At 63.1% G+C, this 25,657-nt stretch carries 26 protein-coding genes and 1 pseudogene; 21 read left to right on the top strand and 6 right to left on the bottom strand.

The features are described 5' to 3' along the window. From sdhB to ilvD, 4 genes and pseudogenes are all read left to right on the top strand, one after another. A pseudogene (sdhB, locus tag AWB75_RS16720) lies at positions 1-79 on the top strand (succinate dehydrogenase iron-sulfur subunit); the annotation flags it as partial. 178 nt (positions 80-257) lie between these two features. Then, positions 258-680 (top strand): nuclear transport factor 2 family protein, encoded by a 423-nt coding sequence (locus AWB75_RS16725; protein WP_061125214.1) that lies wholly within the window; start codon positions 258-260, stop codon positions 678-680. A gap of 1 nt (position 681) precedes the next feature. Continuing rightward, positions 682-1,311 carry a TetR/AcrR family transcriptional regulator gene (locus AWB75_RS16730; protein WP_061125215.1) on the top strand — a complete coding sequence of 210 codons (630 nt, stop codon included), beginning with the start codon at positions 682-684 and terminating at the stop codon, positions 1,309-1,311. A gap of 131 nt (positions 1,312-1,442) precedes the next feature. Then, the gene (gene ilvD, locus AWB75_RS16735) at positions 1,443-3,302 is read left to right on the top strand and encodes a dihydroxy-acid dehydratase (protein WP_061125216.1); all 1,860 of its coding nucleotides are present in this window, start codon (positions 1,443-1,445) and stop codon (positions 3,300-3,302) included. Positions 3,303-3,350: 48 nt separating this feature from the next. On the opposite strand, the gene AWB75_RS16740 is transcribed toward ilvD, so the two are convergent. Next, the gene (locus AWB75_RS16740) at positions 3,351-4,316 is read right to left on the bottom strand and encodes an NAD(P)-dependent oxidoreductase (RefSeq protein WP_268807840.1); all 966 of its coding nucleotides are present in this window, start codon (positions 4,314-4,316) and stop codon (positions 3,351-3,353) included. Further along, positions 4,256-5,584, bottom strand: coding sequence for an MFS transporter (locus tag AWB75_RS16745; RefSeq protein WP_061125348.1), 1,329 nt, complete (start codon positions 5,582-5,584; stop codon positions 4,256-4,258). The genes AWB75_RS16740 and AWB75_RS16745 overlap by 61 nt, the downstream gene beginning before the upstream one ends. 231 nt (positions 5,585-5,815) lie before the next feature. Between AWB75_RS16745 and AWB75_RS16750 the strand changes: the two genes are divergently transcribed. The 6 genes from AWB75_RS16750 to AWB75_RS16780 all read left to right on the top strand — a co-directional run bounded on the left by AWB75_RS16750 (position 5,816) and on the right by AWB75_RS16780 (position 12,729). Further along, positions 5,816-6,736: a LysR family transcriptional regulator gene (locus AWB75_RS16750; RefSeq protein WP_061125218.1), complete on the top strand. Its 921-nt coding sequence runs from the start codon at positions 5,816-5,818 to the stop codon at positions 6,734-6,736. A gap of 123 nt (positions 6,737-6,859) precedes the next feature. Next, positions 6,860-7,963, top strand: coding sequence for a tartrate dehydrogenase (locus tag AWB75_RS16755; RefSeq protein WP_061125219.1), 1,104 nt, complete (start codon positions 6,860-6,862; stop codon positions 7,961-7,963). A 3-nt stretch (positions 7,964-7,966) separates the two neighbouring features. Beyond that, the gene (locus AWB75_RS16760) at positions 7,967-9,415 is read left to right on the top strand and encodes an aldehyde dehydrogenase family protein (RefSeq protein ID WP_061125220.1); all 1,449 of its coding nucleotides are present in this window, start codon (positions 7,967-7,969) and stop codon (positions 9,413-9,415) included. After that, complete coding sequence (locus tag AWB75_RS16765) at positions 9,415-10,248, top strand: Rossmann-like and DUF2520 domain-containing protein (protein ID WP_061125221.1); 834 nt, start codon at positions 9,415-9,417, stop codon at positions 10,246-10,248. The genes AWB75_RS16760 and AWB75_RS16765 overlap by 1 nt, the downstream gene beginning before the upstream one ends. A 467-nt stretch (positions 10,249-10,715) precedes the next feature. Beyond that, on the top strand, positions 10,716-11,078 hold the full coding sequence (locus AWB75_RS16775; RefSeq protein WP_061125223.1) for a BON domain-containing protein: 363 nt from the start codon (positions 10,716-10,718) through the stop codon (positions 11,076-11,078). A gap of 52 nt (positions 11,079-11,130) precedes the next feature. Further along, positions 11,131-12,729, top strand: coding sequence for an MFS transporter (locus tag AWB75_RS16780; RefSeq protein WP_061125224.1), 1,599 nt, complete (start codon positions 11,131-11,133; stop codon positions 12,727-12,729). Positions 12,730-12,743: 14 nt separating this feature from the next. On the opposite strand, the gene AWB75_RS16785 is transcribed toward AWB75_RS16780, so the two are convergent. Next, a complete protein-coding gene (locus tag AWB75_RS16785) occupies positions 12,744-13,115 on the bottom strand; it encodes an NUDIX hydrolase (RefSeq protein WP_061125225.1) in 372 nt (123 codons plus the stop codon). 226 nt (positions 13,116-13,341) lie between these two features. Between AWB75_RS16785 and AWB75_RS16790 the strand changes: the two genes are divergently transcribed. The 5 genes from AWB75_RS16790 to AWB75_RS16810 all read left to right on the top strand — a co-directional run bounded on the left by AWB75_RS16790 (position 13,342) and on the right by AWB75_RS16810 (position 17,966). Beyond that, on the top strand, positions 13,342-14,190 hold the full coding sequence (locus tag AWB75_RS16790; protein WP_087086657.1) for a CHAD domain-containing protein: 849 nt from the start codon (positions 13,342-13,344) through the stop codon (positions 14,188-14,190). A gap of 92 nt (positions 14,191-14,282) precedes the next feature. After that, positions 14,283-15,032 carry a DUF2278 family protein gene (locus tag AWB75_RS16795; RefSeq protein WP_061125226.1) on the top strand — a complete coding sequence of 250 codons (750 nt, stop codon included), beginning with the start codon at positions 14,283-14,285 and terminating at the stop codon, positions 15,030-15,032. 184 nt (positions 15,033-15,216) lie between these two features. After that, positions 15,217-16,452 carry a multidrug effflux MFS transporter gene (locus AWB75_RS16800; protein ID WP_061125227.1) on the top strand — a complete coding sequence of 412 codons (1,236 nt, stop codon included), beginning with the start codon at positions 15,217-15,219 and terminating at the stop codon, positions 16,450-16,452. Between the two features lie 195 nt (positions 16,453-16,647). Further along, a complete protein-coding gene (locus AWB75_RS16805; RefSeq protein ID WP_061125228.1) occupies positions 16,648-17,667 on the top strand; it encodes a glycosyltransferase family 2 protein in 1,020 nt (339 codons plus the stop codon). Between the two features lie 104 nt (positions 17,668-17,771). Continuing rightward, complete coding sequence (locus tag AWB75_RS16810) at positions 17,772-17,966, top strand: hypothetical protein (RefSeq protein WP_061125229.1); 195 nt, start codon at positions 17,772-17,774, stop codon at positions 17,964-17,966. Between the two features lie 42 nt (positions 17,967-18,008). Here the strand turns inward: AWB75_RS16810 and AWB75_RS16815 are convergent, their stop codons facing one another. Next, positions 18,009-18,647 carry an NADPH-dependent FMN reductase gene (locus tag AWB75_RS16815; protein ID WP_061125230.1) on the bottom strand — a complete coding sequence of 213 codons (639 nt, stop codon included), beginning with the start codon at positions 18,645-18,647 and terminating at the stop codon, positions 18,009-18,011. A gap of 112 nt (positions 18,648-18,759) precedes the next feature. Here AWB75_RS16815 and AWB75_RS16820 point away from each other — a divergent pair, with 112 nt between their 5' ends. After that, positions 18,760-19,017 carry a hypothetical protein gene (locus tag AWB75_RS16820; RefSeq protein WP_061125231.1) on the top strand — a complete coding sequence of 86 codons (258 nt, stop codon included), beginning with the start codon at positions 18,760-18,762 and terminating at the stop codon, positions 19,015-19,017. Positions 19,018-19,105: 88 nt separating this feature from the next. On the opposite strand, the gene AWB75_RS16825 is transcribed toward AWB75_RS16820, so the two are convergent. Further along, positions 19,106-19,735 carry a peptidoglycan DD-metalloendopeptidase family protein gene (locus AWB75_RS16825; RefSeq protein WP_159462789.1) on the bottom strand — a complete coding sequence of 210 codons (630 nt, stop codon included), beginning with the start codon at positions 19,733-19,735 and terminating at the stop codon, positions 19,106-19,108. A gap of 1,273 nt (positions 19,736-21,008) precedes the next feature. Between AWB75_RS16825 and AWB75_RS16830 the strand changes: the two genes are divergently transcribed. The 4 genes from AWB75_RS16830 (at position 21,009) to AWB75_RS16845 (ending at position 23,773) form a co-directional block, all read left to right on the top strand. Continuing rightward, a complete protein-coding gene (locus tag AWB75_RS16830) occupies positions 21,009-21,566 on the top strand; it encodes a septal ring lytic transglycosylase RlpA family protein (RefSeq protein WP_235012133.1) in 558 nt (185 codons plus the stop codon). Positions 21,567-21,821: 255 nt separating this feature from the next. Further along, positions 21,822-22,415: a nitroreductase family protein gene (locus tag AWB75_RS16835; RefSeq protein WP_061125350.1), complete on the top strand. Its 594-nt coding sequence runs from the start codon at positions 21,822-21,824 to the stop codon at positions 22,413-22,415. A 126-nt stretch (positions 22,416-22,541) separates the two neighbouring features. Then, on the top strand, positions 22,542-22,826 hold the full coding sequence (locus AWB75_RS16840) for a hypothetical protein (protein WP_061125234.1): 285 nt from the start codon (positions 22,542-22,544) through the stop codon (positions 22,824-22,826). Continuing rightward, positions 22,823-23,773 (top strand): FkbO/Hyg5 family chorismatase, encoded by a 951-nt coding sequence (locus tag AWB75_RS16845; protein ID WP_061125235.1) that lies wholly within the window; start codon positions 22,823-22,825, stop codon positions 23,771-23,773. Before AWB75_RS16840 ends, AWB75_RS16845 begins: the two co-directional genes overlap by 4 nt. On the opposite strand, the gene AWB75_RS16850 is transcribed toward AWB75_RS16845, so the two are convergent. Then, entirely contained in the window at positions 23,765-24,634 is an 870-nt protein-coding gene (locus AWB75_RS16850; protein ID WP_061125236.1) for a LysR family transcriptional regulator, read from the bottom strand. The genes AWB75_RS16845 and AWB75_RS16850 overlap by 9 nt on opposite strands. Positions 24,635-24,741: 107 nt before the next feature. Here AWB75_RS16850 and AWB75_RS16855 point away from each other — a divergent pair, with 107 nt between their 5' ends. Next, positions 24,742-25,623, top strand: coding sequence for a DMT family transporter (locus AWB75_RS16855; protein WP_061125351.1), 882 nt, complete (start codon positions 24,742-24,744; stop codon positions 25,621-25,623). Positions 25,624-25,657 lie beyond the last annotated feature (34 nt).

A 25,657-nucleotide genomic window follows, 5' to 3' on the forward strand; every position in this document is an offset into this window, starting at 1 on the left:
CGACGTGTGCCCGAAGGGGCTCAATCCGACCAAGGCGATCGGCAAGATCAAGGAATTGATGGTGCGCCGGGCGGTTTAACTCCCGCTTTTGACGCAAAAATGGCGCAGTCTCGAAAGAGGCTGCGCCATTTTTTTTTTTGCGCTTTGATGAAGTGATTGCATAGCTAAGCGGTCGTGTCGATCAGACATTTCAATCTTGTAATGAGACTGTTGTCTCACTAGAATGAAACTGGCAGGCATGACGCAAGGAGGCAATCATGACGCTGACCCGTGTGGAGATGGACCAGAAAATCGACGAGCATTTCGGCTTCGAGCGGCGCGACGATGTCGAAGGCGTGCTCGCCACGCTGACGGACGACGTGGAGCACGATATCGTCGGCTGGCCCGCTGGCCCCGCGCATGGACGCGAGCGCGCGCGGCCGTTCTATGAGGCGCTGTTCGCGGATTTGTCGGAGAGCCGTGTCGAATGTCTGCGGCGTCTCTATGGCGATGGCTTCGTCATCGACGAATCGATGTGGCAAGGCAAGGCGCCGGGCACGCCGTTCGGACTCGAAGGGCGCGGACGTGCGCTGCAATTTCGCATGCTGCATGTCGTCGAATTCAGCGAGAGCGGGCAGATCAAGCGCGAGAACGTGTGGGTCGATCTCGCGGCGATCATCGGTCAGTTGCCGCAGGAGTGATATGGCTGTATCCGTCACGAAAACGCGCGGGAATCAGAAGCAGCGCACGCGCAAGGATCTGCTGCAGGCAGCATCGCGGCTCATGAAGCAGGGGCACAAACCGAGTCTCGAAGAGATCGCCGGTGAAGCGCTGGTGTCGCGCGCAACGGCGTACCGGCATTTCCCGAGCGTCGATGCGCTATTGCTCGAAGCGTCGCTCGATGTCGATACGCCGGACGCCGGCACGCTCTTTTCCGCGCGCGGATCGGACGATCCTGTCGCGCGATTGCTGCGTGTCGATGCCGCGCTCAACGACATGATCCTCGCCAACGAAGCGCCCCTGCGCATGATGCTCGCGCATTCGCTCGAACGCGTGGCGAAGGGCGAACCGGAAGACGAGATGCCGCTGCGCCAGAACCGGCGCACGCCGTTGATCGAAGCGGCGCTCGCGCCCGCGCGCGATCGGTTGAAGCCCGCCTCGTTCGATACGTTGACTCAGGCGCTTGCGCTCGTCATCGGCACGGAAGCGATGATCGTCTGCAAGGACGTGCTGCAACTCGACAAAGCGCGTGCGCGTAAGGTCCGGCGCTGGGCGATCCGCGCGCTGGTGGACGCGGCGAGGCGAGCCGGAATGGACGAAGCAGATAACTAGGTATGGGATAATCTCAAAATTCGCGCGGGTTCGAATCGAAGCGCGACCCAAAAGGTCGCCGCAGCCCGGCGCGCAAGGGCCGTTACCCTCGTGGCCCGTGTCTATCCCGCGATATTCCAACAGCAACCACGATGCCCACATACCGTTCCAAAACTTCCACCGCCGGCCGCAACATGGCGGGCGCGCGCTCGCTCTGGCGCGCCACCGGCATGAAAGACGAAGATTTCTCGAAGCCGATTATCGCCGTCGTCAATTCGTTCACCCAATTCGTGCCGGGCCACGTCCATCTGAAAGACCTGGGCCAGCTCGTCGCGCGCGAGATCGAAGCCGCGGGCGGCGTCGCGAAAGAGTTCAACACCATCGCCGTCGATGACGGCATCGCGATGGGTCACGACGGCATGCTGTATTCGCTGCCGAGCCGCGAAATCATCGCGGATTCGGTCGAATACATGGTCAACGCGCACTGCGCCGACGCCATGGTCTGCATCTCGAACTGCGACAAGATCACGCCCGGCATGCTGATGGCCGCGATGCGCCTGAACATTCCCGTGATCTTCGTTTCGGGCGGTCCGATGGAAGCGGGCAAGACGCGCCTCGCGAATCCCGTCACGAAGGCGATGGAGTTCAAGAAGCTCGATCTCGTCGACGCCATGGTGATCGCCGCGGACCAAAAGTATTCCGATGCCGAAGTTGCCGAAGTGGAGCGCTCCGCGTGCCCGACGTGCGGCTCGTGCTCGGGCATGTTCACGGCCAACTCGATGAACTGCCTCACCGAAGCGCTCGGTCTCTCGCTGCCAGGGAACGGCACCGTGGTCGCGACGCACGCGGATCGCGAGCAGCTTTTCAAGCGCGCGGGACGCGGCATCGTCGAGCTGGCGCGACGTTACTACGAACAGGAAGAGGCGCGCGTGCTGCCGCGCGCGGTCGGCTTCGAGGCGTTCGAAAATGCGATGACGCTCGATATCGCGATGGGCGGCTCGACCAACACGATCCTGCACTTGCTCGCGATCGCGCGCGAAGCGGAGATCGACTTCACGATGAAGGATATCGACCGTCTTTCGCGCACCGTGCCGCAACTGTGCAAGGTCGCGCCGAACACGAACAAGTATCACATCGAGGACGTGCATCGCGCGGGCGGCATCATGGCGATCCTCGGCGAACTGGATCGCGCGGGCAAGCTGCACACGGATGCGCCGACCGTGCATGCGCCCACGCTGAAGGACGCGCTCGCGCAGTGGGACGTCAAGCTCACCGACGACGAAGCCGTGAAGACCTTCTACATGGCCGGTCCCGCGGGCGTGCCGACGCAAATCGCGTTCAGCCAGAACACGCGCTGGCCGAGTCTCGACACCGACCGCGCCGAAGGCTGCATCCGTTCCTACGAGCATGCGTTCTCGAAGGAAGGCGGCCTCGCGGTGCTGACGGGCAACATCGCGCTGGATGGCTGCGTCGTGAAGACCGCGGGCGTCGATGAAAGCATCCTCGTGTTCGAAGGCACGGCGCACGTCACCGAATCGCAGGACGAGGCGGTCGAGAACATTCTCAGCGACAAGGTGAAGGCGGGCGATGTCGTCATCGTCCGGTACGAAGGTCCGAAGGGCGGCCCCGGCATGCAGGAAATGCTGTATCCGACGAGCTATATCAAGTCGAAGGGTCTCGGCAAGGCGTGCGCGCTGCTGACGGACGGCCGCTTCTCGGGCGGCACGTCGGGACTGTCGATCGGCCACTGCTCGCCGGAAGCGGCGGCGGGCGGCGCGATCGGTCTCGTGCGCGACGGCGACAAGATCCGCATCGACATTCCGAATCGCACGATCGACGTGCTCCTGTCCGACGAGGAACTCGCCCGCCGTCGCGAGGAGCAGAACGCGAAGGGCTGGAAGCCGGCGAAGGCGCGTCCGCGCAAGGTGTCGGCGGCGCTGAAGGCCTATGCGAAGCTGGTGATGTCGGCGGACAAGGGCGCGGTGCGCGACCTGTCCATGCTCGACGACTGAAGCAGCGTTCGCGGCGAGACTCGAAAGCCGCTCTTCGGAGCGGCTTTTTTAATTGCCGAGCAGATTCGGCAACTCCAGCAACGTCCGATGCGCCCCGCCTTGCTCGACCGCGCCCGCATACGTCGCTTGCACGGAGGCGGCGATTACATCGACGGCGTTCGTGTCGCCGGTCATCGTCACGTAATAGCCGAGGTCTTTCAGTGCGTTGGACATGTGAAACGGCATGCCCGACGGATCGCCATCCACGAGCGACGGACGCAGCCGCTCAAGCGCCGCGCCGCCGCCACCGCCTTTCGCGAGCACATCGACGAAGGTCTGCGCATCGACGCCCGCGCGTTTCGCGCAGGCCGCCGCTTCGGAGATCAGCGCGATCGTCCCGAGCGACACGAAGTTGTGCAGCAGCTTCATGCTGTGCCCCGCGCCGACGCCGCCGACGAGCGTCACGTTCTCCGCATACGTGCGCAACAGCGGCTCGATGCGCGCGAACAGTTCGGCTGAAGCGCCGACCAGCAGATTCAGGCGTCCTTCATGCGCTTCCTTCGCGGTGCGCGTCATCGGCGCATCGACGAACAGGCCGCCCGCTTCCGTGACGAGCGCGGCCATGCGCCGCGTCGATGCGGGCACCGCCGTCGAGCAGTCGATCACGATCGCGCCCGGCTGCAAGCCCGCGAGCACGCCATCGGGCGCGGTCAACACCGCTTCGACTTCGGGCGAACCCGTCACGCACAGAATGACGATGTCCGACTCGCGCGCGAGCGCCTCGCCGTTCGCGGCGGTCTTCACGCCGCCCGCGCGCAGTTCGTCGAGCGGCTGATTGCCGGGATGCTCGACCACCGTCAGCGGATAGCCGTGCTTCATGACATTGCGTGCGATGCCGTGCCCCATCAGGCCGATGCCGATCATGCCGATACGCTGTTTCATGCTTTGTCTCTTCCTTTTATGCGGTAAAAAGCTCAGCGGTTCACGAGCCGCTTCGGCAGCAGCATCGTCAGAACGATGCCGAGCGCGAGGCAGCCGACCATCGAGAAGATCGGCAGCGTCATGCCGCCCGACGCCTGTTTCAGAAAGCCGACCGCATACGGGCCGAAGAAGCCGCCGAGATTGCCGAACGCGCTGATCCATGCAATGCCGACCGCCGCGGCCGCCGGGCCGAGCACGGCGGTGGGCATGCTCCAGAAGAGCGGCGGAAACGACAGCAAACCCGCATTCGCGATGCACAGCGCGAACATGCCGAGCCACAGATTGTCGTGCCAGAGCACGGAGAGCGAAAGCCCGAGCGCGCCCATCAGCAGCAGCGCCGCGACGTGCAGGCGCCGCTCGCCGCGCTTGTCCGCGCTGCGGCCGAACAGCACCATCACGACGACCGCGACCGCATTGGGCAAGGCCGCGAGCGCGCCGATCGCGAAGTCGCCGGTGATGCCCATCGACTTGATCATCGTCGGGGCCCAGAAGGTGTAGCCGTAGATGGCGAAGACATCGAGAAAATAGATGAAGCAGAACGCCCACACGAGAAAGCTCGAGAAGAGGCCCGTGTGATTCGATTGCGCCGTCACCGCGCGATCTTCCGCCAGCACGCGCGCCAGGAACGCGCGATCGGTTTCGCTGTAGCGCGGGCTTTTCGTCACGTCGTCGTCGAGGCCCTTCCAGGTGTAGAACGCCGCGAGAAACGCGGGCAATGCCTCGACGATGAAGATCCACTTCCAGCCGGGCAACTGCATGAGGCCGTCGAAGTACTGCATGATGAAGCCGGTCAACGGCGAGCCGATCAGCCCGGCAAGCGCGAGCGCCGCATAGAACATGCTCAGGATGCGCGCGCGACGATCACGCGGGAACGACCGGCCGATATAGAACACGATCGCCGGAATGAAGCCGGCCTCCGCGACGCCGAGCAGGCAGCGCATCACATAGAACTGCATCGGCGTGGAGACGAAGGCCGTCAGCCCGGACACGATGCCCCACGACAGAATGATCCGCGTGATCCAGCGCCGCGCGCCGACGCGTTGCAGGATCATGTTGCTCGGCACTTCGAATACCACGTAGCCGAGAAAGAAGATGCCCGCGCCGAAGCCGAACACGGCATCGGAAAAGCCGAGCTGCTGCGCCATCTGCAGTTTCGCGAAGCTCACGTTCACGCGATCGATGTACGACGTGATGTACGCGAACATCAATATCGGCAGGATGTGCAGCGCAAGACGGCGGAAGATGCGGTCGGCGGTGGCCGCATCGTGTGAAGAGGCGGGCGGTGCCGCGCCGCGGGCCAACCTGGTCGCATCGATTTCCACGTCTGTCTCCATGTCTGTTTTTTGGCCTCTGCTCGCGAAAGACGCGGCGGGACAGGGGAAATGTAGCGGCTGCTGAGCGCAGGTGATATGCGAAATCCGTGAAGCGGGCTTTCGAATAGTTCGAATGCCTCGCATGCACGCGCACTAGGGTTTTCCTGTACCGCACCGCGAAGCAGCGCGCGCAGGCCAATGCCATACTGCGCGGCATGATCTTTTTCGGAGCGTTGCGTTTTGTTCGATCTCACGTCGCTGGCTCTTTTTCTGCGCGCCGTCGAAATGGGCAGCCTGTCCAAGGCGGCGCAGCAATCGCATATGTCGCTGTCGACTGCGAGCCGGCGCATCGCGCTACTCGAACATCACTTTCGCGTCGGATTATTGAACCGCACGTCCGCCGGCGTCGAGCCCACGCCCGCGGGCGAAGCGCTCGCGCGTCATGCCACGGAACTGCTGCTCAAGACCGACGCCATCTACAGCGAGCTTTCCGATTACACCAAAGGCTCCGTCGGCCGCGTGCGCGTGTTCGCCAATATCTCCGCGATCAGCCAGGACTTGCCCGATCATCTGCGCGCGTTCTCGCAGCGGTATCAGGACATCAAGCTGCATATCAGCGAATTGCGCAGCATGGACATTCTTCAGGCGCTGCGCGAGGGGCGCGCGGACGTCGGCGTGGTGACGTCGCAGGCTGGCATGGAAGGCATTCGCCTCGCGCCGTATTGCACGGACCGCATCAGTGTGGTCGTGCCGGAGGATCACGTTTTGCAAGGCGAGGAGATCGAGTTCAAGGCGCTGCTGGAGCACGATATCGTCGGCCTCGACGATAAAGCCGAGGTCACGCGCATGCTCGTCAAGGAAGCGGCGCTCGCGGGCCGCACGATCCGCTTTCGCGTGCAGGTGCAAAGCTTCGAGGCGATGTGCCGTCTGATCGCGGCGGGGCAGGGCATCGGCGTATTGCCGGAGGGCGCGGTGCGGCTCTTTCGCGAGCCGATGCATCTGCGCTTCATCCGCCTGACGAATCCGTGGGCCGAGCGCGTGATGTCGGTCGGAATTCGCGCGGGCGCGGCGCCGCTGCCCGCGCGCAGGCTTTTCGATTTTCTCGCCGCCTTCGCGCCCGCGTCGCTCGTCGCGCCCGGCGCCGAACGTCCGGCCGGCTGAGCCCTTGCGGATATTCGAAGACTCCCGTTCCCGGATTCGCACTTCCTTCACGCGAAAGCGTCCGCTAGATTCCCCTCCTGTATGACGGGCGGTTCCACGTCGAATAACAGGAGACAGAGCGCAATGGCAACAACGCATCACATCGCCGTCATTCCGGGCGACGGCATCGGCAAGGAAGTCATGGTCGAAGGCCTGCGCGTGCTGAAGGCCGCCGCCGCGCGTTACGACATCCCGCTCGATTTCGACGAATTCGCGTCGTGGTGCACCGAGCACTACGTGCAGCACGGCACGATGATGCCCGCCGACTGGGCTAAACAGATAGGCAAGCACGACGCGATTTTCTTCGGCGCGGTCGGCACGCCCGACGTCGTGCCGGATCACACGGCCGTGTGGGAATCGATCATCAGGATTCGCCGCGAATTCGATCAATACGTGAACCTGCGCCCCGTGCGCCTGATGCCCGGCGTGCCTTCGCCGCTCGCGAACCGCAAGCCCGGCGAGATCGACTTTCTGGTCGTGCGCGAAAACACCGAAGGCGAATATTCGTCGGTCGGCGGGCGCATGTTCGAAGGCACCGAGCGCGAGTTCGCGACGCAGCAGTCGGTGTTCACGCGCACGGGCGTCGACCGCATTCTCGACTTCGCGTTCCAGCTCGCGCAAGGCCGCCCGAAAAAGCAGCTCACGGCGGCGACGAAATCGAACGGCATCTCGATCACGATGCCTTACTGGGACGAGCGCCTGGCTGAGGCCGCGAAGCGCTATCCCGAGATCGCGACGAACAAGTTCCACATCGACATTCTGTGCGCGCATTTCGTGCAGCATCCGGATCGCTTCGATGTGGTCGTCGCGTCGAATCTCTTCGGCGACATTCTTTCGGATCTCGGGCCGGCATGCACCGGCACCATCGGCATCGCGCCTTCGGCGAACCTGAATCCGGAGCGGCGCTTCCCGTCGCTCTTCGAGCCGGTGCACGGCTCGGCGCCGGATATCGCGGGCAAGGGCATCGCGAATCCGATCGGGCAGATCTGGTCGGCCGCATTGATGCTGCAACATCTCGGCCGCGGCGAAGCGCGCTACGAAGCGGCGGCGAAGACCATCGTTGCCGCCATCGAAGCCGTGCTCGAAAACGGCCCGCGCACGCCCGACATGGGCGGCGCGGCGAACACCATCGAAGTCGGCACGGCGATCGCCGCGGCCGTCACGGAACACGCACTGATTACGGAGTAAGCAATGGAATATCGTCACTTCATCGGCAACGCGTGGAAAGCGGCGGATAACGGCGAATCGCTCGATGTCATCGATCCGAGCAATGGCGAGCCGTTCGCGTCGATCGCACGCGGGAATGCCGCCGATATCGACGTCGCGGTAACGGCGGCGCGAAGCGCGATGGGCGAAGCGCTCGACGGTCCGTGGGCGAAGCTCTCGCCGGTCGAGCGCGCGAACCTGCTGTTCGCGTATGCCGCGGCCGTGCTCGATCACGCCGACGAGCTCGCGCAACTCGAAGCGCGCGACACCGGCAAGGCGCTCAAGACCGCGCGCACCGACGCCGCCGTGCTCGCGCGTTACCTCCAGTACTACGCAGGCTGCGTCGACAAACTGCACGGCGAAACGCTGCCCTATACGACGGGCTTCACGGTGATGACGGTGCGCGAGCCGATCGGCGTGACGGGGCACATCATCCCGTGGAATTACCCGATGCAGATTTATGGGCGCAGCGTCGGCGCGTCGCTCGCGGCGGGCAATGCGTGCGTCGTGAAGCCTGCGGAGGACGCGAGCCTGTCGATTCTGCGGCTCGCCGAAATCGCCGCCGACGTCGGCTTTCCGGCGGGCGCGATCAACGTCGTCACGGGTCTGGGAAGCGAAGCGGGCGCGGCGTTGTCGGCGAACGAAGGCATCGGCCATATTTCGTTCACAGGCTCGACGGCGACCGGCGCGCTCGTCGGACGCACGGCTGCGGAACGTCATTGCCCGAGCGTGCTGGAACTCGGCGGCAAGTCGCCGCAACTCGTCTTCGACGACGCCGATCTCGACGAAGCGCTGCCCGTCATTCTCAACGCGATCGTGCAGAACGCCGGACAGACGTGCTCGGCGGGCAGCCGTCTGCTGGTTCAGCGCGGCATCTACGAAACGGTGATCGAGCGTCTGACCGAACGCTTCGAAGCGCTGCGCACCGGGCCTTCTTCGCTGGATCTCGACATGGGCCCGCTCGTCAACGCGAAGCAGCAGGCACGCGTGCGCGGCATCGTAGAGCAGGCGGAAGGCGAGGGCATTCGCGTTGCGGCGCGCGGCAGGATCGCGGTGGAAGCATCGCGCAACGGCTTCTTCCAGGAAGCCGTGCTGTTCCGCGACGTGCCGCCGCACAGCAAGCTCGCGCAGGAAGAAGTCTTCGGCCCGGTGCTCGCCGTGATGTCGTTCGATGACGAAGCGCAAGCCGTGAAGCTCGCGAACGGCACGAACTACGGTCTGGTTGCGGGCGTGTGGACGCGCGACGGCTCGCGCGGCCTGCGTCTCGCGCGCAAGCTGCAGGCGGGGCAAGTGTTCGTGAACAACTATGGCGCGGGCGGCGGCGTCGAGTTGCCGTTCGGCGGCGTGAAGGCGAGCGGCCACGGACGCGAAAAAGGCTTCGAAGCGCTGTACGGCTTCACGAGTCTGAAAACCATCGCGATCAAGCACGGCTGATGGCGATTCTCAACATCATCGGCGCGGGGCGCGTGGGCGCGACGCTCGGCAATCTCATCGTCGCGAACCGCGTGCTCGATATCGGCGACGTGTGCGATACGGATCTCTCGCGCGCGCGCGATGCGGTCGATTTCATCGGCGCGGGCCGCGCGCTCGACGATATCGCCGCGATGCGCCCCGCCGATATCTGGCTGCTGTCTGTGCCGGACATGCGCATCGCCGACGTGGCGCTGGCGCTCGCGCAGCATCGCAAGGACGCAGCGCCCGCGGTCGCCGTGCATTGCAGCGGCGCGCTCGATACGGACACGCTCGCGCCCTTGCGCGCGATCGGCTGGAGCGTCGCGAGCGCGCATCCGATGCTGAGCTTCGCGAATCCCGGCACGTCCGTGTTCCAGTTCGAAGGCACACCGTGCGGGCTCGAAGGCGACGGCGCCGCGCGCGCCGCGTGGAGCGACGTGCTCGCGGCGATCGGCGCGCGCTGCTTCGAGATCGAGCCGGGCAGCAAGCAGCTTTACCACGCGGCGGCGGTCGTCGCGTCGAACTTTCTGCCGGTGCTCGCGGCGATGTCGGTCGAGATGTGGCAGGCGGCGGGCATTCCACAGCCGCTCATCGACGACATGATGCACACGCTGTCGCGCAATGCCGTCGACAACGTGCTCGCGCTCGGCCCGAAGGATGCGCTGACCGGTCCCGCCGCGCGCGGCGACCGCGCGGTGGTCGAGTCGCAGGCGCGGGCGATCGGCGGATGGGATGCGGTGTCGCGCGAGGCCTACAACGCGCTCTCCGCGCTCGCGACGCGCCTCGCGCTCACGGGCAAAGTGCGCGACGCATGACGCGCACGCTCGATCGCGCTGTCGCTCCCGCTCATGCACGTCGCGAAATCCGTCGAGCTGGCCAACGCTTTCCAGCTTTCCGTTTCCGCCGCGACATACGCGTTCCTTTCCGCGATCGCCTTCAGCGTGCAGCGCCTCGCGCCGCCACGCTCGGCAATCTGCGGCGCGCGGCCATTGATCAGGGGATTTCGCCGCAGGCCGCGAGTCATGCGGTCAGCTGACGCAGCGCGAATCGGTCTACATCTACTACCGGCACCGGACGAAGCAGCCGCTGCGCGTACGAACGTTCATTGATTTCACGATCGGAAGGCTCGCATTTCGCCCTCTCGGCGGCTGAATTGCGCGCTTTTGCCGTCGCGTGAATCGTGTGGCTCTCCTGATGAATGAAACTATCCCTTGGATGTGGCGCATCGCCGACTAGAATTCATCGTGCCCTTCCGACCTTCACGCCACCCTGGAGCCAAGCGATGAAAACGATCAATGCGCTCAAACTCGCCGCCGCCGCGACGGCGGTCGTCTTTTCCGTCAACGTGTGGCCGCAAACCACCGATGCGGCGTCCGGCACGACCGCGCCGTCCGCGAGCGCCAAGCCCTCGAAATCCCAGGTCCGCAAGGCCAACCGCGCACTCAGCAAGAAGGTGCAGCAGGCGCTGCAAAAGGGCGGCGTCGATACGGCCGGCATGAACGTGATCGCAAAGAATGGCGCCATCACGCTCGCCGGGCACACCGCCGACGCGACGCAGATCGACAAGGCCGCGCAGATCGCGAAGGGCGTCGACGGCGTCACGTCCGTGAAGAATGTTCTGACGATTCAGGAAGGCGGGCAGTAAGCGCACGGCGCGGGCGCGTCGACCACGTGCTCGCGCGCGGCGGGAGCACGGCATGAGCGCGTTCATCGACGTTCACGATCCCGAGCGGCAGCGCCTGCCGTTTCGCGAATCGCTGCTCGCGATGCTCGGCATCGCCCTGGTGACGATGCTGGTCGCGCTCGACCAGACCATCGTCGGCACGGCGATGCCGCGCATCGTCGCCGAGTTGAAAGGCTTCGACCTGTACGCGTGGGTCGCGACGTCGTACATGCTCGCGTCCGTCATCACGATCCCGATTTTCGGGCGCCTGGGCGACCTGTACGGACGCAAGCCGTTTCTGCTCGCCGCCGTCGTGTTGTTCACCTTGGCTTCCGTCCTGTGCGGGCTCGCGAACGGCATGCTGTTTCTCGTCATCGCGCGCGGCGTGCAGGGCATCGGCGGCGGCATTCTGCTCGGCACGGTGTTCGCGACCGTCGCCGATCTCTTCCCCGACCCGAGGCTGCGCCTGCGCTGGCTCGTGATCGTCACGTCGACGTTCGGCATCGCGAACGTGATCGGCCCGACGCTCGGCGGCATGCTCACGCAGATGCACGGCTGGCGGCTCGTGTTTTTCGTCAACGTGCCGATCGGCCTCGTCTCGCTGATGTTCGTGCAACTGTTCGTGCCGAACCTGCATCGTCTGAAACGGCGCGAGCGGATTCAGCTCGACTGGCTCGGCGCGTGCGTCGTCGCGGTGACGCTGGGCGCGTTGCAACTGCTGATCGAAATGCTGCCGAAGGAAGGACTGAGCGGCACGACGATCGTGCTTTCGCTCGTCACGCTCGTGTTCGGCGCGACGCTGTACTTCTGGGAAAAGCGCATGGGCTATCCCGTCGTGCCCGTCGATGTGCTGCTCGACCGCAAGCTCGCGGCGCTGTTCGCGATCTCGGTGCTCGGCGGCTTCGCGCTTTTCTCGATGGCCTTCTACATTCCGCTGCTGTTTCAGGGCGGCTACGGCATGTCGCCGCACGATTCCGGCATGCTGATCACGCCGCTCCTGCTCGGCACGACGGTCGGCAGCATGCTCAACAATCGCATCGTCACGCGCATCCGCCGCGCGAACATGCTGCTGTACGCGGGCTTCGCGCTATGCACGGCGGGCTGTCTCGCACTCGTCTCGCTGAATGGGCACGAACCGCATGCCATCTGGATGGCGTGCATGGGCGCGAGCGGCCTCGGCCTCGGGCTCGTCGCGACGAATCTCACCATCTGCTCGCAGCAGATCGTCGCGCGCGAACAGCTCGGCGCGGTCACCGCCCTGCTGCAATCGCTGCGCATTTTCGGCGGCATGCTGGGCACCGCGATCACGGGCGCGCTGCTCGGGCATCTCTATGCGAACAATGTGCATCGTCCGCTCGATTCATATCAGGCGACGCAATGGCTCAAATCGTTCGCGAGCCCGGATTTGCTGATAGATCGTGCGGAACAGTCCGCGCTGATCGAGCGTCTCGTCGCCGCCGGCCAGTCGAACGACGCGATGACGATGATGCACTCGGCGCGCATGGCGCTCGTCGAGTCGATTCATGTCGGGCTTGCCGTGGCCGCGCTCGCCGCGTTCGTCGGCTTGTGTCTCGCGTGGTTCGTGCCCGCGGTGCGCGTCGTGTATGGCGATGCGCCGGAGCAGCGCGCGTGACGGCTGACTGAATCTCAGCGTTTGCTGCGATTTCCGTTGAGCGCCTTGACGATCAGCTTGGTCGGTTCACTGGCGGCAAGACGCGGGATGTCCGCAACGTGAACCCAGCGGCATCGGTCGATTTCGTTGCTGGCGCGAGGTTTGGCGCTCTTCGGGACATCGCAGACGAACACGTGATGATGCTTCTGTCTTCCGCGATGCTGAAACAGAAACTTCGCCGACTTGCCGGAAAGACGCGTTTCCTCCTTGAGCTCGCGCAGCGCGGCGTCGGACAGCTGTTCACCACGCTTGAGCATGCCGCCGGGCAGCGCCCATTTGGTGCGGCGCCGCGCGACGAGCAGAATGTGGTCCCCTCGTCGACAGATGACCGTAGCTCGCTTTTTCAAACCGACTCCGATAGCTGTTTTGATTCGTCTTCGAATGTGCAGGGGCGTCCTGCGCGCGGGTGAATTTTATCGAACGCGCATAGCGTTGTGGGGCACGCACAAATAGTGGCATGTCCGGTATTGCGCATTGCGCAAAACCTGTTCCTCGGCTCAAAAAATGCAGTGGGCCGCGTCGCCGGGCAGGTATGCATGTTGCACTACGAAGGGCATTCACGAGGAGGACATCATGACCCTGAACGACGACAGACGCGACGGTCATCGCGACGACAAGCGCGCCAGGCCCGAAACGGCGCAATCGAGATTCGGCGATCTTGCTTCGCCGCTGATCGACGAGGCGACGCACCATGCATCCGCGCTCAACGCGAATTCGGACCCGGAAGAACTGCACAAGCTGCGGGTCGCGCTGCGCCGGTTGCGTACGTTGTTCTGGGCGTACCGGCCCCTGCTGGACGAGGAGTTCGACACGCGCCAGCGCGCAGTCTTCAAATATCTCGCGACCTCCGCGGGAAGCGCGCGCGACTGGGACATCCTGCTCGAATTGATGAAGGAGCTCGATGTAGAAGGGCTCGACGAGCCCGCGAAAGAGCGTCGTGCGGCGGTGCTCGCGACGAGCATCGAGACCATTGCGAATGCGGACGTCAAGCATGTGTTGTGGACGGGGCTCAAGGAAGCGAATCAGGAGCTCAACACGGGACGCAAGCGCGTGCCCGTCGAACGGTTCGCGAAGAAGCGCATCGACGCGGCGCGCACTCAGTTGAAGAAGCGCATCAAGCGCGCGCTGCACGCGAAGCAGTCGGACTATGCGGCTTATCACGAAGTGCGCAAGGCCGGAAAAAAGGTGCGTTATCTGCTCGAATTCTTCGATCCGGATATCAAGCCGAAACTACGCTCGAAGGTGAAGAGCCTGAAGCGCCTGCAAAAGCGCTTCGGCGCATTGAACGATGTCGTCGCGAGCCACGATCTGCTGGCGCAGGGCACGCTTCCCATCGGCGACAGTGTGACGAAACATGCGCTGCGCGCGCTCGACGCCGAACAGAAGCAGCGCATCAAGGCTGCGAGAAAAGCCATTCGCTGATCTTGGCGCGGGTGCGGACTTCATCTGCGAGCTGAACGGAAGGATGTCACACTTGTCGCATCAAATGATCGCTCACTTCACGGAGCAGCATCATGGCGCGCAATGAATATGTTCTCTTCAAAGGCAAGGTGAGGCTCGGCGTTCCCTTTCTCGCGGGTTACAAGGGCGACCCGCACTATGTCATCGTTAGCGACGATGCGAACGGCAAGGAATTCCGTATCGTCACCAATGTGAAATCGGATAGCTCGCTGACGGGGCCGGCAGGTTATCTCGTGCTCTATCTCTGGAACCAGTACTTCGATCATCCGATGACCGCCGATCTCGCGAAGCTGCCCGCGGGCGTTTCGATGTCGGGATTCCCGAAGCTCGATTACGTGCACGATACGCGTCTCGTCGATCTGAGCGCAATGCGTCCAATTCCGCTCGACACCGAGCACGAGCAGAACGATATCAACGCGCTGCTCGACGAGATGCTGCAACTCGACATGTCCGCCGATGGCGTCGACTTCGTTTATCCGACGCCGAGCTACAAGGACCATCGCCTCGGCTGGAAGCCCACGAAGGACGTCACCGTGTACGGCTTCGGCTTTCTCTTCGAACCGGCGAAGGACGGCCTTCACGAAACGCATATGAACCAGGGCAATCCGAAGCCGGGCAATGGCAGCCAGGTCAAAGATCATTCGAACGAGAACGGCGTCTTCCAGGACGGCGCGGTGATGATCGAAGTCGACGGCAAGTTTCAGGCGCTCTTCGTCGCGTTCCAGACGCAACTCGTTCCGACCGACAATCGCGGACGTCCGATACCGGGGCAATCGCATCCCATTCTGGATGGCAAGGCATGATCGCCTCGCTGTAAAGAACAACTGACGCTTCGCGTGATTAGCTAACGCCGATGCCTTCGTTGGCTTGACCACTGCGCGCGACGTGGCCTTTGAGCGATGCGCGCGTTCGACAGGCACAATACGATGATTCCGCCATCCGGGCCGGCCCGAAGACGCAGCCGCGCCCTGCTCACTCATCGTTGTCATGAACCACGCTCCTGCGAAGAATTCCCCGCGTTTCCTGCTGTTTCTGGTGTGCCTGTTCGCTTCGGCGGGGCAACTCGCCATCGACATCTACGTGCCGGCGCTGCCCGCGATGGCGCGTTACTTCGCGACCTCGCCGCAGGCGATCCAGTCGAGCGTCTCCGGTTATATGGCGGCGTATGCGATCGGCCAGCTCGTGCTGGGCCCCATCGCCGATGCTTACGGCCGCAAGCGGGTGCTGGCGTTCGGGCTCGTCGTCTTCACGCTCGGCTGCCTGCTCTCGCTGGCCGCGACGGATCTCGAAACCTTCCTGCTCGCGCGCTGCCTGCAGGGCTTCGGCATCGCCGCGACGAACCTGCTCGCGAAGACCATCATCACGGATTCGTTCTCGGGTCAGGCGCTGATGCACGTGTTCACCTATATGTCGATCGCGTGGGGACTCGCGCCGATCGTCGCGCCCGTCATCGGCGCGCATTTGCAGACGTGGTTCGGCTGGAAGGCCTGCCTCGTGTTCCTGCTGATCTATGCGATCGTCATGTCGACGTTCGTATGGCGTTATCGCGAGACCTTGCAGAAGCCCGTGCAGCTCGCGCCGCGCACGCTGATATCGAACGCGGGCAAGGTGTTGTCGAGCCGCGTGTTTCAGAGCTGCTTTCTCGCGCAAGGCCTGTGTTACAGCATTCTGCTGGTGTTCAACATCGTCGGCCCGTTCATGGTGCAGAACACGCTGCACAAGCCGCCGACTTACTTCGGCTATCTCGCGCTCGCCATCGGCATGATGTACTTTCTCGGTGGCTTGTCTAACCGCGTGCACGGTCCGCGTCTGCCGAACGCCGAGCAACGGCTGCGCATCGGCGCGCGCGTGATGGCGGGCGCGTCGGTCGTCATGCTGCTGCTGTCGTTGACGATCGGCCTCACCGTCTGGACGCTCTGCGCGCCCGTTCTCGTGATGGGCTTCTGCGCGGGCGCGATGTACCCGACGTTCATGGCGAAGGGCAACTCGCTGTTTCCGCATATCGCGGGGCTGACGGCGGCCATCCTCGGCTGCGCGCTGCTGCTCGTTTCGTCGGCGATGATGGGTCTGGCGGGTTTCGTTTCGGTGCAGATTCTCACGCCGCTCGCGGTGTTCTTCGTGATTCTTGCATTCACCGTCGTCGCCATGGTCACGCTGCTTCTGCGGCATCTGGAGCAGGCGCAGGCCGGGCGCGCGGTGCGCAGCGAGGCCGACGCGGCCTGATCGCGGGTCCGTTCGAGACTCCATTTGTGAAACAGCCTGTTTGCATTCGAGCAACCCGACTTCGGAGACCTCTTAGAAAGTCACGCTTCGTAAGAACCTATACTCGGACGCTTCAGACTCTCATTGGCCGGACAGCGCCGTCGTCCCTACGACCGCGGAAGTAATCGTCCGGGCCTCTTCATGCCCGAGATAGCCTTGTCATCCTCTCCTCTCGTCACTGTCGTCATTCCGGCTTTCAACGCCGAATCATTCATCGGCGAAGCGATCGCCTCCATCCAGCATCAGACGCTCGATGACTGGCAGCTCATCGTCGTGAACGACGGCTCGACCGATCAGACCCTGGCCGCCGCGCGGCAGGCCGCCGGCGAAGACCCGCGCATCCGTCTCATACATTTCGACCGGAACCAGGGCATCAGCGTCGCGTCGAACGCCGGTTTCGATGCGGCTCGCGGCGAGTTCATCGCGCGTCTCGACTCGGACGACATCGCGCTTCCGCAAAGGCTCGCTGTCCAGATCGCCGCGTTCCGGGACAACGACTGCCTGGCCGCCGCCGGATCACACGCGCGCGTGTTCGGCGACGTTCCCGAGGGCATCGCGTATTGCGCGCTCGGCGATGGCGACATCAAGGCGCACCTGTTCGACGGCCTCAACACGATCAGCGGCGGCACGCTCATGGTGCGTGGCTCGTTCATCCGCAGGCATCGCATCCGCTTCGACGAATGCGCCGCCAGCGCCGAAGATCTCGACTATCTCACCTCCGTCATGGCCGCCGGTGGCAAGCTCGCCAACGTCGACGAAGTGCTCACCGAGCACAGGTCGCATCGCGGCAGCTTCACCAACAGCCGGCACGACGTGGCGCGCGAGTTCCTGCAAATCGCCCGGCGCCGCCTTCTGGCGCTGTGGTATCCCGGCCTCGATCCACACGACATCGAGCGCATCGTCGCCATGTACTCCAGCCTCTTCGAGGCCCATGCGGACGCCTTCATCAACACCGTGCGCGCGGTCGACAGACTCGCCACCGCCAATGCGCGCGACTATGGGCAGGACACGTCCATCGTTCACCGCATCATCCTCGATCGGCTGGCGAAAGTAGCGGGCGTCTATCGCGACAACAACTTCCTCGATGACTCGCACGTGCAGGCGATGCGCTGCTTCGTTTCGCCGGCCGTCAGCGCCGTCTTCGACCGGATCGAGCTCGGCGCGCACGCGGCCTGATGCCTCACGGCGGCGCGGCCTTGCAATGCATAGCAGAAAAGCTTGTTTGTCCAGGCGTTCTTTACGGCCTAGATTTGAGCTATTCATGCATTGGGAGCCGATCCATGCCGCACTTTCTGACTCGATACGTGCGTAAGCACTTTACGAAAGACGACGCGGCGCGGGCTGCGCCGACGCAGAACGACACCACGCGCGCGGAACAGCTCGAGCACATTTCCGCCTATGCGCGTGCGGGATATTTCAACATGGGCTATACCGTCGACGCATTCCAGTTGTCGGGAGAGTCGGCGCTGCACTGAAACGGAAAGCTGCGCGCGATGCGCAGCTTCATCGTTCGACATTCAATCCTGCGTGAGCGCGACGCGCCGTTCCACGGCGTGATGATCGTCCGCGCGCGCCGCGCCGAACGCGAGCGCAAAGCTCGAAGCCTGCCGCCCCACGGTGCGAAGCTGCTCGACCACCTTCGGATCGGAACACGTATCGGCGGATTCAAAGCGCGTTTCGAGCGTATTGACCGCGGCGCCGAACGGCGTCGGCCATCCGCGCAGCGCATGCACGATCGAGCGCAATGACGTGAGCACCGTGCCCGCCGCCTGCCATCCATATGCCGTGACGATGCTGCCGACCGCGCGGCCCTCGAGATAGGGACGTTCGTCGAGACGCAGCTCTTCCAGCGTATCCAGCGCGTTTTTCACGAGCCCCGAGATGCCGCCGTGATAACCCGGCGTCGCGATGACGAGCGCATCCGCTGCGCGCACGGCTTCGATGAGTTCATGTTGCTCGTCGGTGAGCTCGCGCGTTTCCGGCGCATAGTGCGGCAGGCTGTGCAGGAACGCGCCGCCGAAGAGCTGCACGCCCGCACCGGCTTCCTGCGCGCCGCGCAGCGCGAAAGCGAGCGCCCGTTCGGTCGATGATTGTGGCCGCGTCGTGCCGCCGATGCCGACCACGCGTGGCCGTCGCGATGAAATGGATCGAGACAAGTTCGATGCTCCCTGGATTTCGAGTCAGATGACCGCGTTCTGATTTAAAGACGTCATCCATCTACGTTATGGGAGCGGATCGCATTCGCCAACGAAGCGAATCTGCTAAGCAATGCACGCGGACGGCTTTTACGACGATGGCCAAATGCCACGTGATGCGCATGGCATCTCGTCGTGGACGCAGAACATGCCGGCCGTCGAGAAGAATTATCTGGAGAAGATGAAGCAAAGCCCGGCGCGGGCGAAGTTCTCAGCCGAGCATGGACGATCGGAATTCCATGCGCTCGACAGGCGACTGGCAGCACGTGAGCAGCGCATTGCGGATACGCTCTACCGGTCGGGCGATGCGCAGGCAGTGGCGGGGCGGTGAAGTGTGTCGATGGGGCAGCTCGTGAATGACGACCGCGCGATATGGCTTGCAGCCATACCGCGCTTCATTACTGTGCGCCGTTCACGCCTTACTGCGGATTTCTCGCACTGAGATACGCGAGCGGGTCCACCGGTGATCGATCTATTCGTACTTCGAATAGAAACGATGGCTGACCATCAGCCCGAGCGCCCATTTCTGCAATGGCCTGTCCTTGCTTCACAGAGGCGCCCGCGCGCACGAGTGCGCGATGCACATTGCCATAGGCCGTGATGAGATGCTCGTCGTGCTTGATCACGACCAGGTTTCCATATCCCTCGATTTTGCTGCCCACATAGACAACGCGTCCGTTCCGGACCGATTTGATCGGTTCGCCGGCGGCGCCGCCCACGGTGATTCCCTTCGAACCCGATGCTCCAAAGGGTGCGATGAGCGGGCCAGTTGCGGGCCAGGGAAATCGGTCAGCGGCTTGTTTTCCCGAATCGGGCCGAACCGTTTCGGGCGGAATCGCGCGAGACGATGAAGCCGCAGGCGGACCGACTCGCAACCGCTGACCCACGCTTAACGCAACGTCAGCGGAGATCGCGTTCCAGGAAGCGAGCTCCGTGACGCTGCGTCCGTAGGCGTTCGCTATCGAGGCCAGCGTGTCGCCCGGCGCGACGGCGTAGTAGCCCGCGGGCAGCGCCGTAGCGGAAGTGGGTGCGATGAGCGAACCGGGCATGACGGGTTGCGCTTCCGGTCCGGATGCATTGCTCGCGCAGCCGGCCGCGATAAGCGGGATGCACATGAGGCCGGTTCTGACCGTGTTCCGGAGCAGGACGTTACGTCCGTTGATAAGACTGAATCGATACGACATCTTTTGAATTCGTTGACCTTCTGATGACTTGACTTGGGCTGCTACCAACCCTTTCCGGAACCATCTCTTAGTGCGGAGTTGCCTCGGTGGCAACCGGTTCATGATCCGTGCCCGGCTCTTTGTTGTCATGCCCATGTGCCCGGGCCCTCGACGCGCTGCGATGCTTCCCCCAGTAGTTGCGATCGGGCGCTCTCACGACAGCCTCGGTAGCCGGTATCGGCTTCGACCCGTCGACGCCGCCTTGCGCTCCGGCTGTCTTGCCACGATCTATGACGGAGTGAGCCAGACACGAAGCCGCTACGCACGCCGCAACGATGAGAAATGGGATCAGAGGCTTCATGAGGTGGTCATCGAATGCTGAATGATCGCGGGGGGACTCGTGCGTGATCGAGAGACAAAAAGACGCGATTTCACAGGGATTTCCGCAAGGGCGTGATGAGAATGTGAGTGGCATCGCCATCAGGCAACGGACTGGAAAAACCTTGTGTCAACCAGACAGACCAGCGGTACGCGAGCCGGAACTCTGCTTTTTGCCCGAGGTAATGAAAGCGTTCGGCACAGTAGAGCAATCAACAGTCTTCAACCATAGGAGTAATCCGAGTCGGTATGGCCATGACCTCGAATCGAAAAGCAATGCTCGGCGCGAATTTCACTGAATGCGCCGCATAGTTGTCAAAGATTTTGATTGCGGGACCGTCTGGTCAACTTCCCGAAACGTACGGCGTTACTGCCTGACCGATCGAATGGATCGAGCGCGGATGCGGCCAAGGCAGCGTCGAACAGCGCCGTGTCGGTGGCTGCGGCCTGCGCTCCGGTCGCCGCATCGGCGCCGAAGCAATAAGCGTCGCAGATCGTTGTGATCTGTGCGGCGGAAGCACGAGAACGCTGACTCGTTCCGATACTTTCGCGTCATCCGTCGACCCATTCCTGATCCGGAGGCAGATCGCGAAACACGCGGTCTTTCTGGCTGCAGTGAGAGACGCATCGAATTCATGGTGTGTCTTCTCACCGCATTTCTAATGCGCGTCTTGAAGGTCTGGATTCGTGATTCACGAAGAAGCTTCTTCGCTCTTCGTCCAACAGTCATGGCGAATCCCGTCGAGCCTTCGAACCTTCTCACGATTCAAGGAGAGAAGCCGTGTCGTATCGAATGTTGTCGTGGACTGCCTGTCTGCTGTTCGCGGGTTGCGCGGGACAATTAAAAAATCCCGCGGTAGTAGAAAGCCGGCCGGCAGATATTCAAATTGCGATGCAGCCCGAATCCTCTCCGGATTCTGCTGCTTCCAGCGTGAATGCCTCATCGGCCATTGGGCTTCAGAGTGCGCCGCTCGCACTAAAGCCGCCTGCGCAAGCAAGCACGGATTTTGTGCAGGCTGGCAGGGCGTCATGGTACGGCAAGAAGTTTCAGGGGCGTCGTACGGCGAGCGGCGAGCGTTTCGATATGCATGCTTTGACAGCGGCACATCGAACGCTGCCTTTTGGAACTTACGTTCGTGTCAGCAATGGATCGAAGACGAGATCGGTGATCGTCCGTATCAATGATCGAGGACCGTACACCAAAGGACGCATCATTGATTTGTCGTTTGCGGCGGCAAGGATGCTTGGATTGCGTGAAATCGAAGCGGGGCCCGTTAATTTAGAGAGGGTTGGCGACGGCAACCGGCTTACACCGCCATATACGGATGCGCATAAGTAAGCGAAATCGCAAGCCAAACCGTTCAACTCATACTGCCCGAGCGCTTGATAGTTCCATCGCACGCTGTCGTGCAAGCTATGCGTTCTTGCGTCGAGTCAGTGCCGGTCGAGGTTATGCGACCGCAGCTTTGAATCGGAGCGTATATGCGAAAGGAATCGTTCATCCATTGATTTGCTTAGCAGCGTAAATTCGTTCGCGTCGGCCGATGCGTCGCTTATGCTTCTACGCTGGCATAGCTCGCGCAAAGATATCTTCATGACACATCGACCCGCTCCCACCGATATCGCCATTCATCCGCTGATCGCGGGACGCTGGAGCCCGCGCGCGTATGCGGATCGGCCCGTCGCGCATGCGCAAGTGGTCGCGTTGCTCGAAGCGGCGCGCTGGGCGCCATCGGCATACAACGCGCAACCGTGGCGCTTCGTCGTGTTCGAGAAGTCGCGGGATGCCGATGCCTTCGCGCGCGCGTTTTCGTTTCTCGTGCCGTTCAATCAGACGTGGAATGCGAATGCGCAAGTGCTGATCGTCGTGCTCGCGGACACGCTCAACGCGAAGGGCGAGCCGGTTCCGAACGCAAGTTATGACGCGGGCGCCGCCGCAATGGCGATCCTGCTTCAGGCGCATGCGCAGGATCTTGCCGCCCACGCGATGAGCGGCTTCGATGCAAACGGCTTCGAAAAGACGTTCGCGATTCCCGAGCGCTTGACCGCGCTTTCCGTGATTTCCGTCGCGCATCATGGCGATGCGCGCGCTTTGCCTTCGGCATTGGCCGAGCGTGAGCTTGCGCCGCGCGCGAGATTGTCGCTCGAGGATATCGTGCAATTCGGGGGATGGAAGCAAACGGCTTGATTTTCGCCTTCGCTCTCGCACGATCGTGCGCCGCATTGCCACACGTCCTTGGCGACGCGTGTGGTATAAGCACCGCATGCGCGCGCCAAGCCTCGCGGCGCGCAACGAACGTGACAGGAGCATGCAGTGAGACGGACCGCCGAAAACAAGTTGAAGGTGGTCGCAGTGCGGGTCGATCCACAATTCGAGCAACGGCTGCGACTATTGGCTGAAGTGACGGGACGCAAGCAATCGTTCTTTCTTCAGCAGATGATCGAGAACGGCATCAGCGCAATGGAGGAGACCTGGCTGCCGCCGGATCTTCTCGAACAAGTGAAGAGCGGCACGTTGCCTGCGTTGCAGCAGGATCGCATCGCGACCGCGGATCTTTTCGGCGACCCGTCCACCGAAGAGCCGGATCAGGTTTCATGATCGCGTCCCGCTTCGTCCGTATCGACGAGACGTGTGAGGGCGGCGCGCTTGCGCGCATCGTCTTCGGCGATACGAGCGGGCGGCCACGCATCGAGAACGGTGTGCCGACGCTGCACCTCGACATGTACGACGACGCGCGCGATGGCTTCGCCGAAATCTGGCCTGGCGCCGCGCCGGTTCGCAGCGGAATCTTCCACGGTCTCGTCTTCGCCCACGACGACGAGTTCCTGTTTTGCGCAGGGTTCATCCCGTCTTCCGACCGATACACCGACGCCACGCGCCAGGCGTATGGCGATGCGTTTGCGCTCGTCCGCGAACTGGGCTTTCCGAAGATTTTCCGCATGTGGAACTTCATTCCGCATATCAACGGAGAGAACCGGGAAGGGCTGGAGGTGTATCGCGATTTCTGCCGCGGGCGCGCAGTCGCATTCGAAGAGGATTACGCGGCGGCCTCGGGCATGCCGGCGGCGACGGGCATCGGCACATCGGGCGATGGCGTCGGCTTCTATTTTCTGGCGTGCCGTGAGAGCGCGATGAGGCACATCGAGAATTCGCGTCAGACGCCCGCGTATGAATATCCGCAGCGTTACGGTCCGAAAGCGCCGAGCTTCGCGCGCGGCACGCAATTGGGCGACGCGCTGTTCGTATCGGGCACGGCCAGCATTCTCGGGCACGAGACGGTGCATGCGGGCGATCTGCGCAAGCAGTGGGGCGTCGCGATCGACAACATCGCGCATCTGATCGGCTCGCAAAACTACGCGCTGCATAATCTCGATCAGATCAAGGTCTATTACCGGCACGCGACGGACTTGCCATCGGTGACGAAGCTCGCAAAGGCCGCGTTTCATCCCGACGCCAACATCCGTTTTCTGAAGGTCGATATCTGCCGCGCCGATCTGCTGGTCGAGATCGAAGGCATCGCGTCACGACTGCTTCGATCAGACTGACGCCGATTGCCTGAGCGTCTTCACGAGCAGGCTGTGCAGGCTATCGACCGCTTTCGAGCCGCGCGAATCGCGGCTTCGATATACCGCGACTTCCATCGGCGCCAATGGCCCGAGACCTTCGTCGCTGCCGAGAATCTGCAAATGCTCCGGCGCACTGCATTGCGTGAGCGCCGCGACGGCCAGGCCGCTTTCGACGGCCGCGATCTGCCCCGCGAGACTGGAACTGTTGTAGACCACCTTGTAGCGTCGCCCTTGCTGCGCGAGCGAATTGATCGCGCCGCGCCGCGCGAGGCTCGTGCTTTCATAGACGGCGATCGGCAACGGATCGCGCCGCCATGACTCGAACTGCGTCGCGCCGACCCAGACCATCGGCTCGTGGAAAAGTAGCGTGCCGCGTCGGCCGTGGTCGCGCGAAACCAGCGCGATATCGAGTTCGCCATTCGCGACACGCGGAATCAGCGAAGTCGATTGCTCGCAGATCAGTTCGATTTCGACGCCGCTGTGCTTCGGCGCAAAGCGCTTGAGCACGGGCGTCAGATACTTCGCCGCGTAGTCGTCGGGCACGCCGAGGCGCACGCGGCCGCTCAGTTGCTCGCCTTGCAGCGCGACGTGGGCTTCGGCGTGCAGATCGAGAATGCGTCGCGCGTAGCCGAGCAGCGTCTGGCCGTCGTGGGTCAATTCGAGCGTGCGCAAACTCCGCTCGATGAGACGCAATCCCAGCGCGCTTTCCAGCTTCTTCAACTGCATGCTCACCGCCGATTGCGAGCGATGCACTTCGCTGGCCGCGCTCGACAGCGATCCCGCGTCGACGACCGCGACGAAGCATTTGAGCCAGTCGGTTTGCAGATCGTGTTGTTTCATGGTCGATGCGATGCTTTCGAAAAGCGAATGGATGACGTTCGAATTATGCGCTTTTCGTTCGCATCAGCGGGGCACACACTGCGGGCATGGATACCCATCACACGACAATGCGCTTTGCGGAGCGCCGCGCGCCAGACGCCTGGCCTTTTTTGCTCGGCTGCGCGCTGCTGGGCACCATCGGCGTTTTCCTGCACGAAGCCCACGCCGATCCATTGACCGCGACGTGGTTTCGCTGCGCATTCGGACTGCTCGGCATGAGCGCGTGGGTCATCCTGCGCGGGCAAACGGGTTTTCTGCGTCTGACGCGAACCACCGGGCCGTGGGTGCTCGCCGCCGGCATGCTGATGGTGCTGAACTGGGCGCTGTTCTTCAGCGCGGTCGAGCGCATTTCGGCGGGCGTCGCGATCGTGCTGTTTCATGTTCAGCCGATGTGGGTGCTGGTGCTAGCATCGTTGTTGCTCAAGGAGGCGATCGGCGGACGGCGCATCGTTGCGGTGGCGGTCGCGATGTTCGGACTGGTGCTTGCGACCGGCATCGTCGAGCACGCGACAGGCGGCACGCTGAAGGCCGATTATTGGATCGGCGTTGCCGCATGCATCGCGGGTTCGTTCTGTCTGGCGTGCGTGACCATCATCGCGAAACGGCTGCGTGGCATGCCGGCCGGCGTCCTCGCTTGGTGGCAATGCGCGGTCGGCACGCTGGTATTGTCGGTCTGGCCGATTGAGCACGGATGGCCCGCGTGGGGCGTGTCGTGGGTGTGGCTCGCGGGGCTCGGGTTGATCCACACGGGGCTCGCGTACACGCTCATCTACATCGGCATGGCGCGTCTGAATACGGGCCGCATCGCGGTGTTTCAGTTCGTTTATCCGGCGGTGGCCATCGTCATCGACTGGTGGTATTTCGATCAGCGATTGAGCAGCGTGCAGCTTGCGGGGATTGGGGTGATGTCGGTGGCGATAGGGTTTGCGGAGCGACGGGCGAACAAGTGACAGGCAATGCCGGCGAGCGATACTGCGCACGTGT

It is taken from the genome of Caballeronia catudaia, assembly GCF_001544755.2.
GTDB classification, from domain to species: Bacteria; Pseudomonadota; Gammaproteobacteria; order Burkholderiales; family Burkholderiaceae; genus Caballeronia; species Caballeronia catudaia.

Bases quoted from the DNA above. Each gene is read 5' to 3' on its own strand.
- AWB75_RS16755 (WP_061125219.1), top strand. From the start codon at position 6,860: ATGGCAACAACGCATCACATCGCCGTCATTCCGGGCGACGGCATCGGC.
- AWB75_RS16795 (WP_061125226.1), top strand. From the start codon at position 14,283: ATGGCGCGCAATGAATATGTTCTCTTCAAAGGCAAGGTGAGGCTCGGC.
- ilvD (WP_061125216.1), top strand. From the start codon at position 1,443: ATGCCCACATACCGTTCCAAAACTTCCACCGCCGGCCGCAACATGGCG.
- AWB75_RS16725 (WP_061125214.1), top strand. From the start codon at position 258: ATGACGCTGACCCGTGTGGAGATGGACCAGAAAATCGACGAGCATTTC.
- AWB75_RS16850 (WP_061125236.1), bottom strand. From the start codon at position 24,634: ATGAAACAACACGATCTGCAAACCGACTGGCTCAAATGCTTCGTCGCG.
- AWB75_RS16780 (WP_061125224.1), top strand. From the start codon at position 11,131: ATGAGCGCGTTCATCGACGTTCACGATCCCGAGCGGCAGCGCCTGCCG.
- AWB75_RS16775 (WP_061125223.1), top strand. From the start codon at position 10,716: ATGAAAACGATCAATGCGCTCAAACTCGCCGCCGCCGCGACGGCGGTC.
- AWB75_RS16760 (WP_061125220.1), top strand. From the start codon at position 7,967: ATGGAATATCGTCACTTCATCGGCAACGCGTGGAAAGCGGCGGATAAC.
- AWB75_RS16855 (WP_061125351.1), top strand. From the start codon at position 24,742: ATGCGCTTTGCGGAGCGCCGCGCGCCAGACGCCTGGCCTTTTTTGCTC.
- AWB75_RS16800 (WP_061125227.1), top strand. From the start codon at position 15,217: ATGAACCACGCTCCTGCGAAGAATTCCCCGCGTTTCCTGCTGTTTCTG.
- AWB75_RS16810 (WP_061125229.1), top strand. From the start codon at position 17,772: ATGCCGCACTTTCTGACTCGATACGTGCGTAAGCACTTTACGAAAGAC.
- AWB75_RS16730 (WP_061125215.1), top strand. From the start codon at position 682: ATGGCTGTATCCGTCACGAAAACGCGCGGGAATCAGAAGCAGCGCACG.
- AWB75_RS16835 (WP_061125350.1), top strand. From the start codon at position 21,822: ATGACACATCGACCCGCTCCCACCGATATCGCCATTCATCCGCTGATC.
- AWB75_RS16825 (WP_159462789.1), bottom strand. From the start codon at position 19,735: ATGCCCGGTTCGCTCATCGCACCCACTTCCGCTACGGCGCTGCCCGCG.
- AWB75_RS16790 (WP_087086657.1), top strand. From the start codon at position 13,342: ATGACCCTGAACGACGACAGACGCGACGGTCATCGCGACGACAAGCGC.
- AWB75_RS16820 (WP_061125231.1), top strand. From the start codon at position 18,760: ATGCACGCGGACGGCTTTTACGACGATGGCCAAATGCCACGTGATGCG.
- AWB75_RS16845 (WP_061125235.1), top strand. From the start codon at position 22,823: ATGATCGCGTCCCGCTTCGTCCGTATCGACGAGACGTGTGAGGGCGGC.
- AWB75_RS16765 (WP_061125221.1), top strand. From the start codon at position 9,415: ATGGCGATTCTCAACATCATCGGCGCGGGGCGCGTGGGCGCGACGCTC.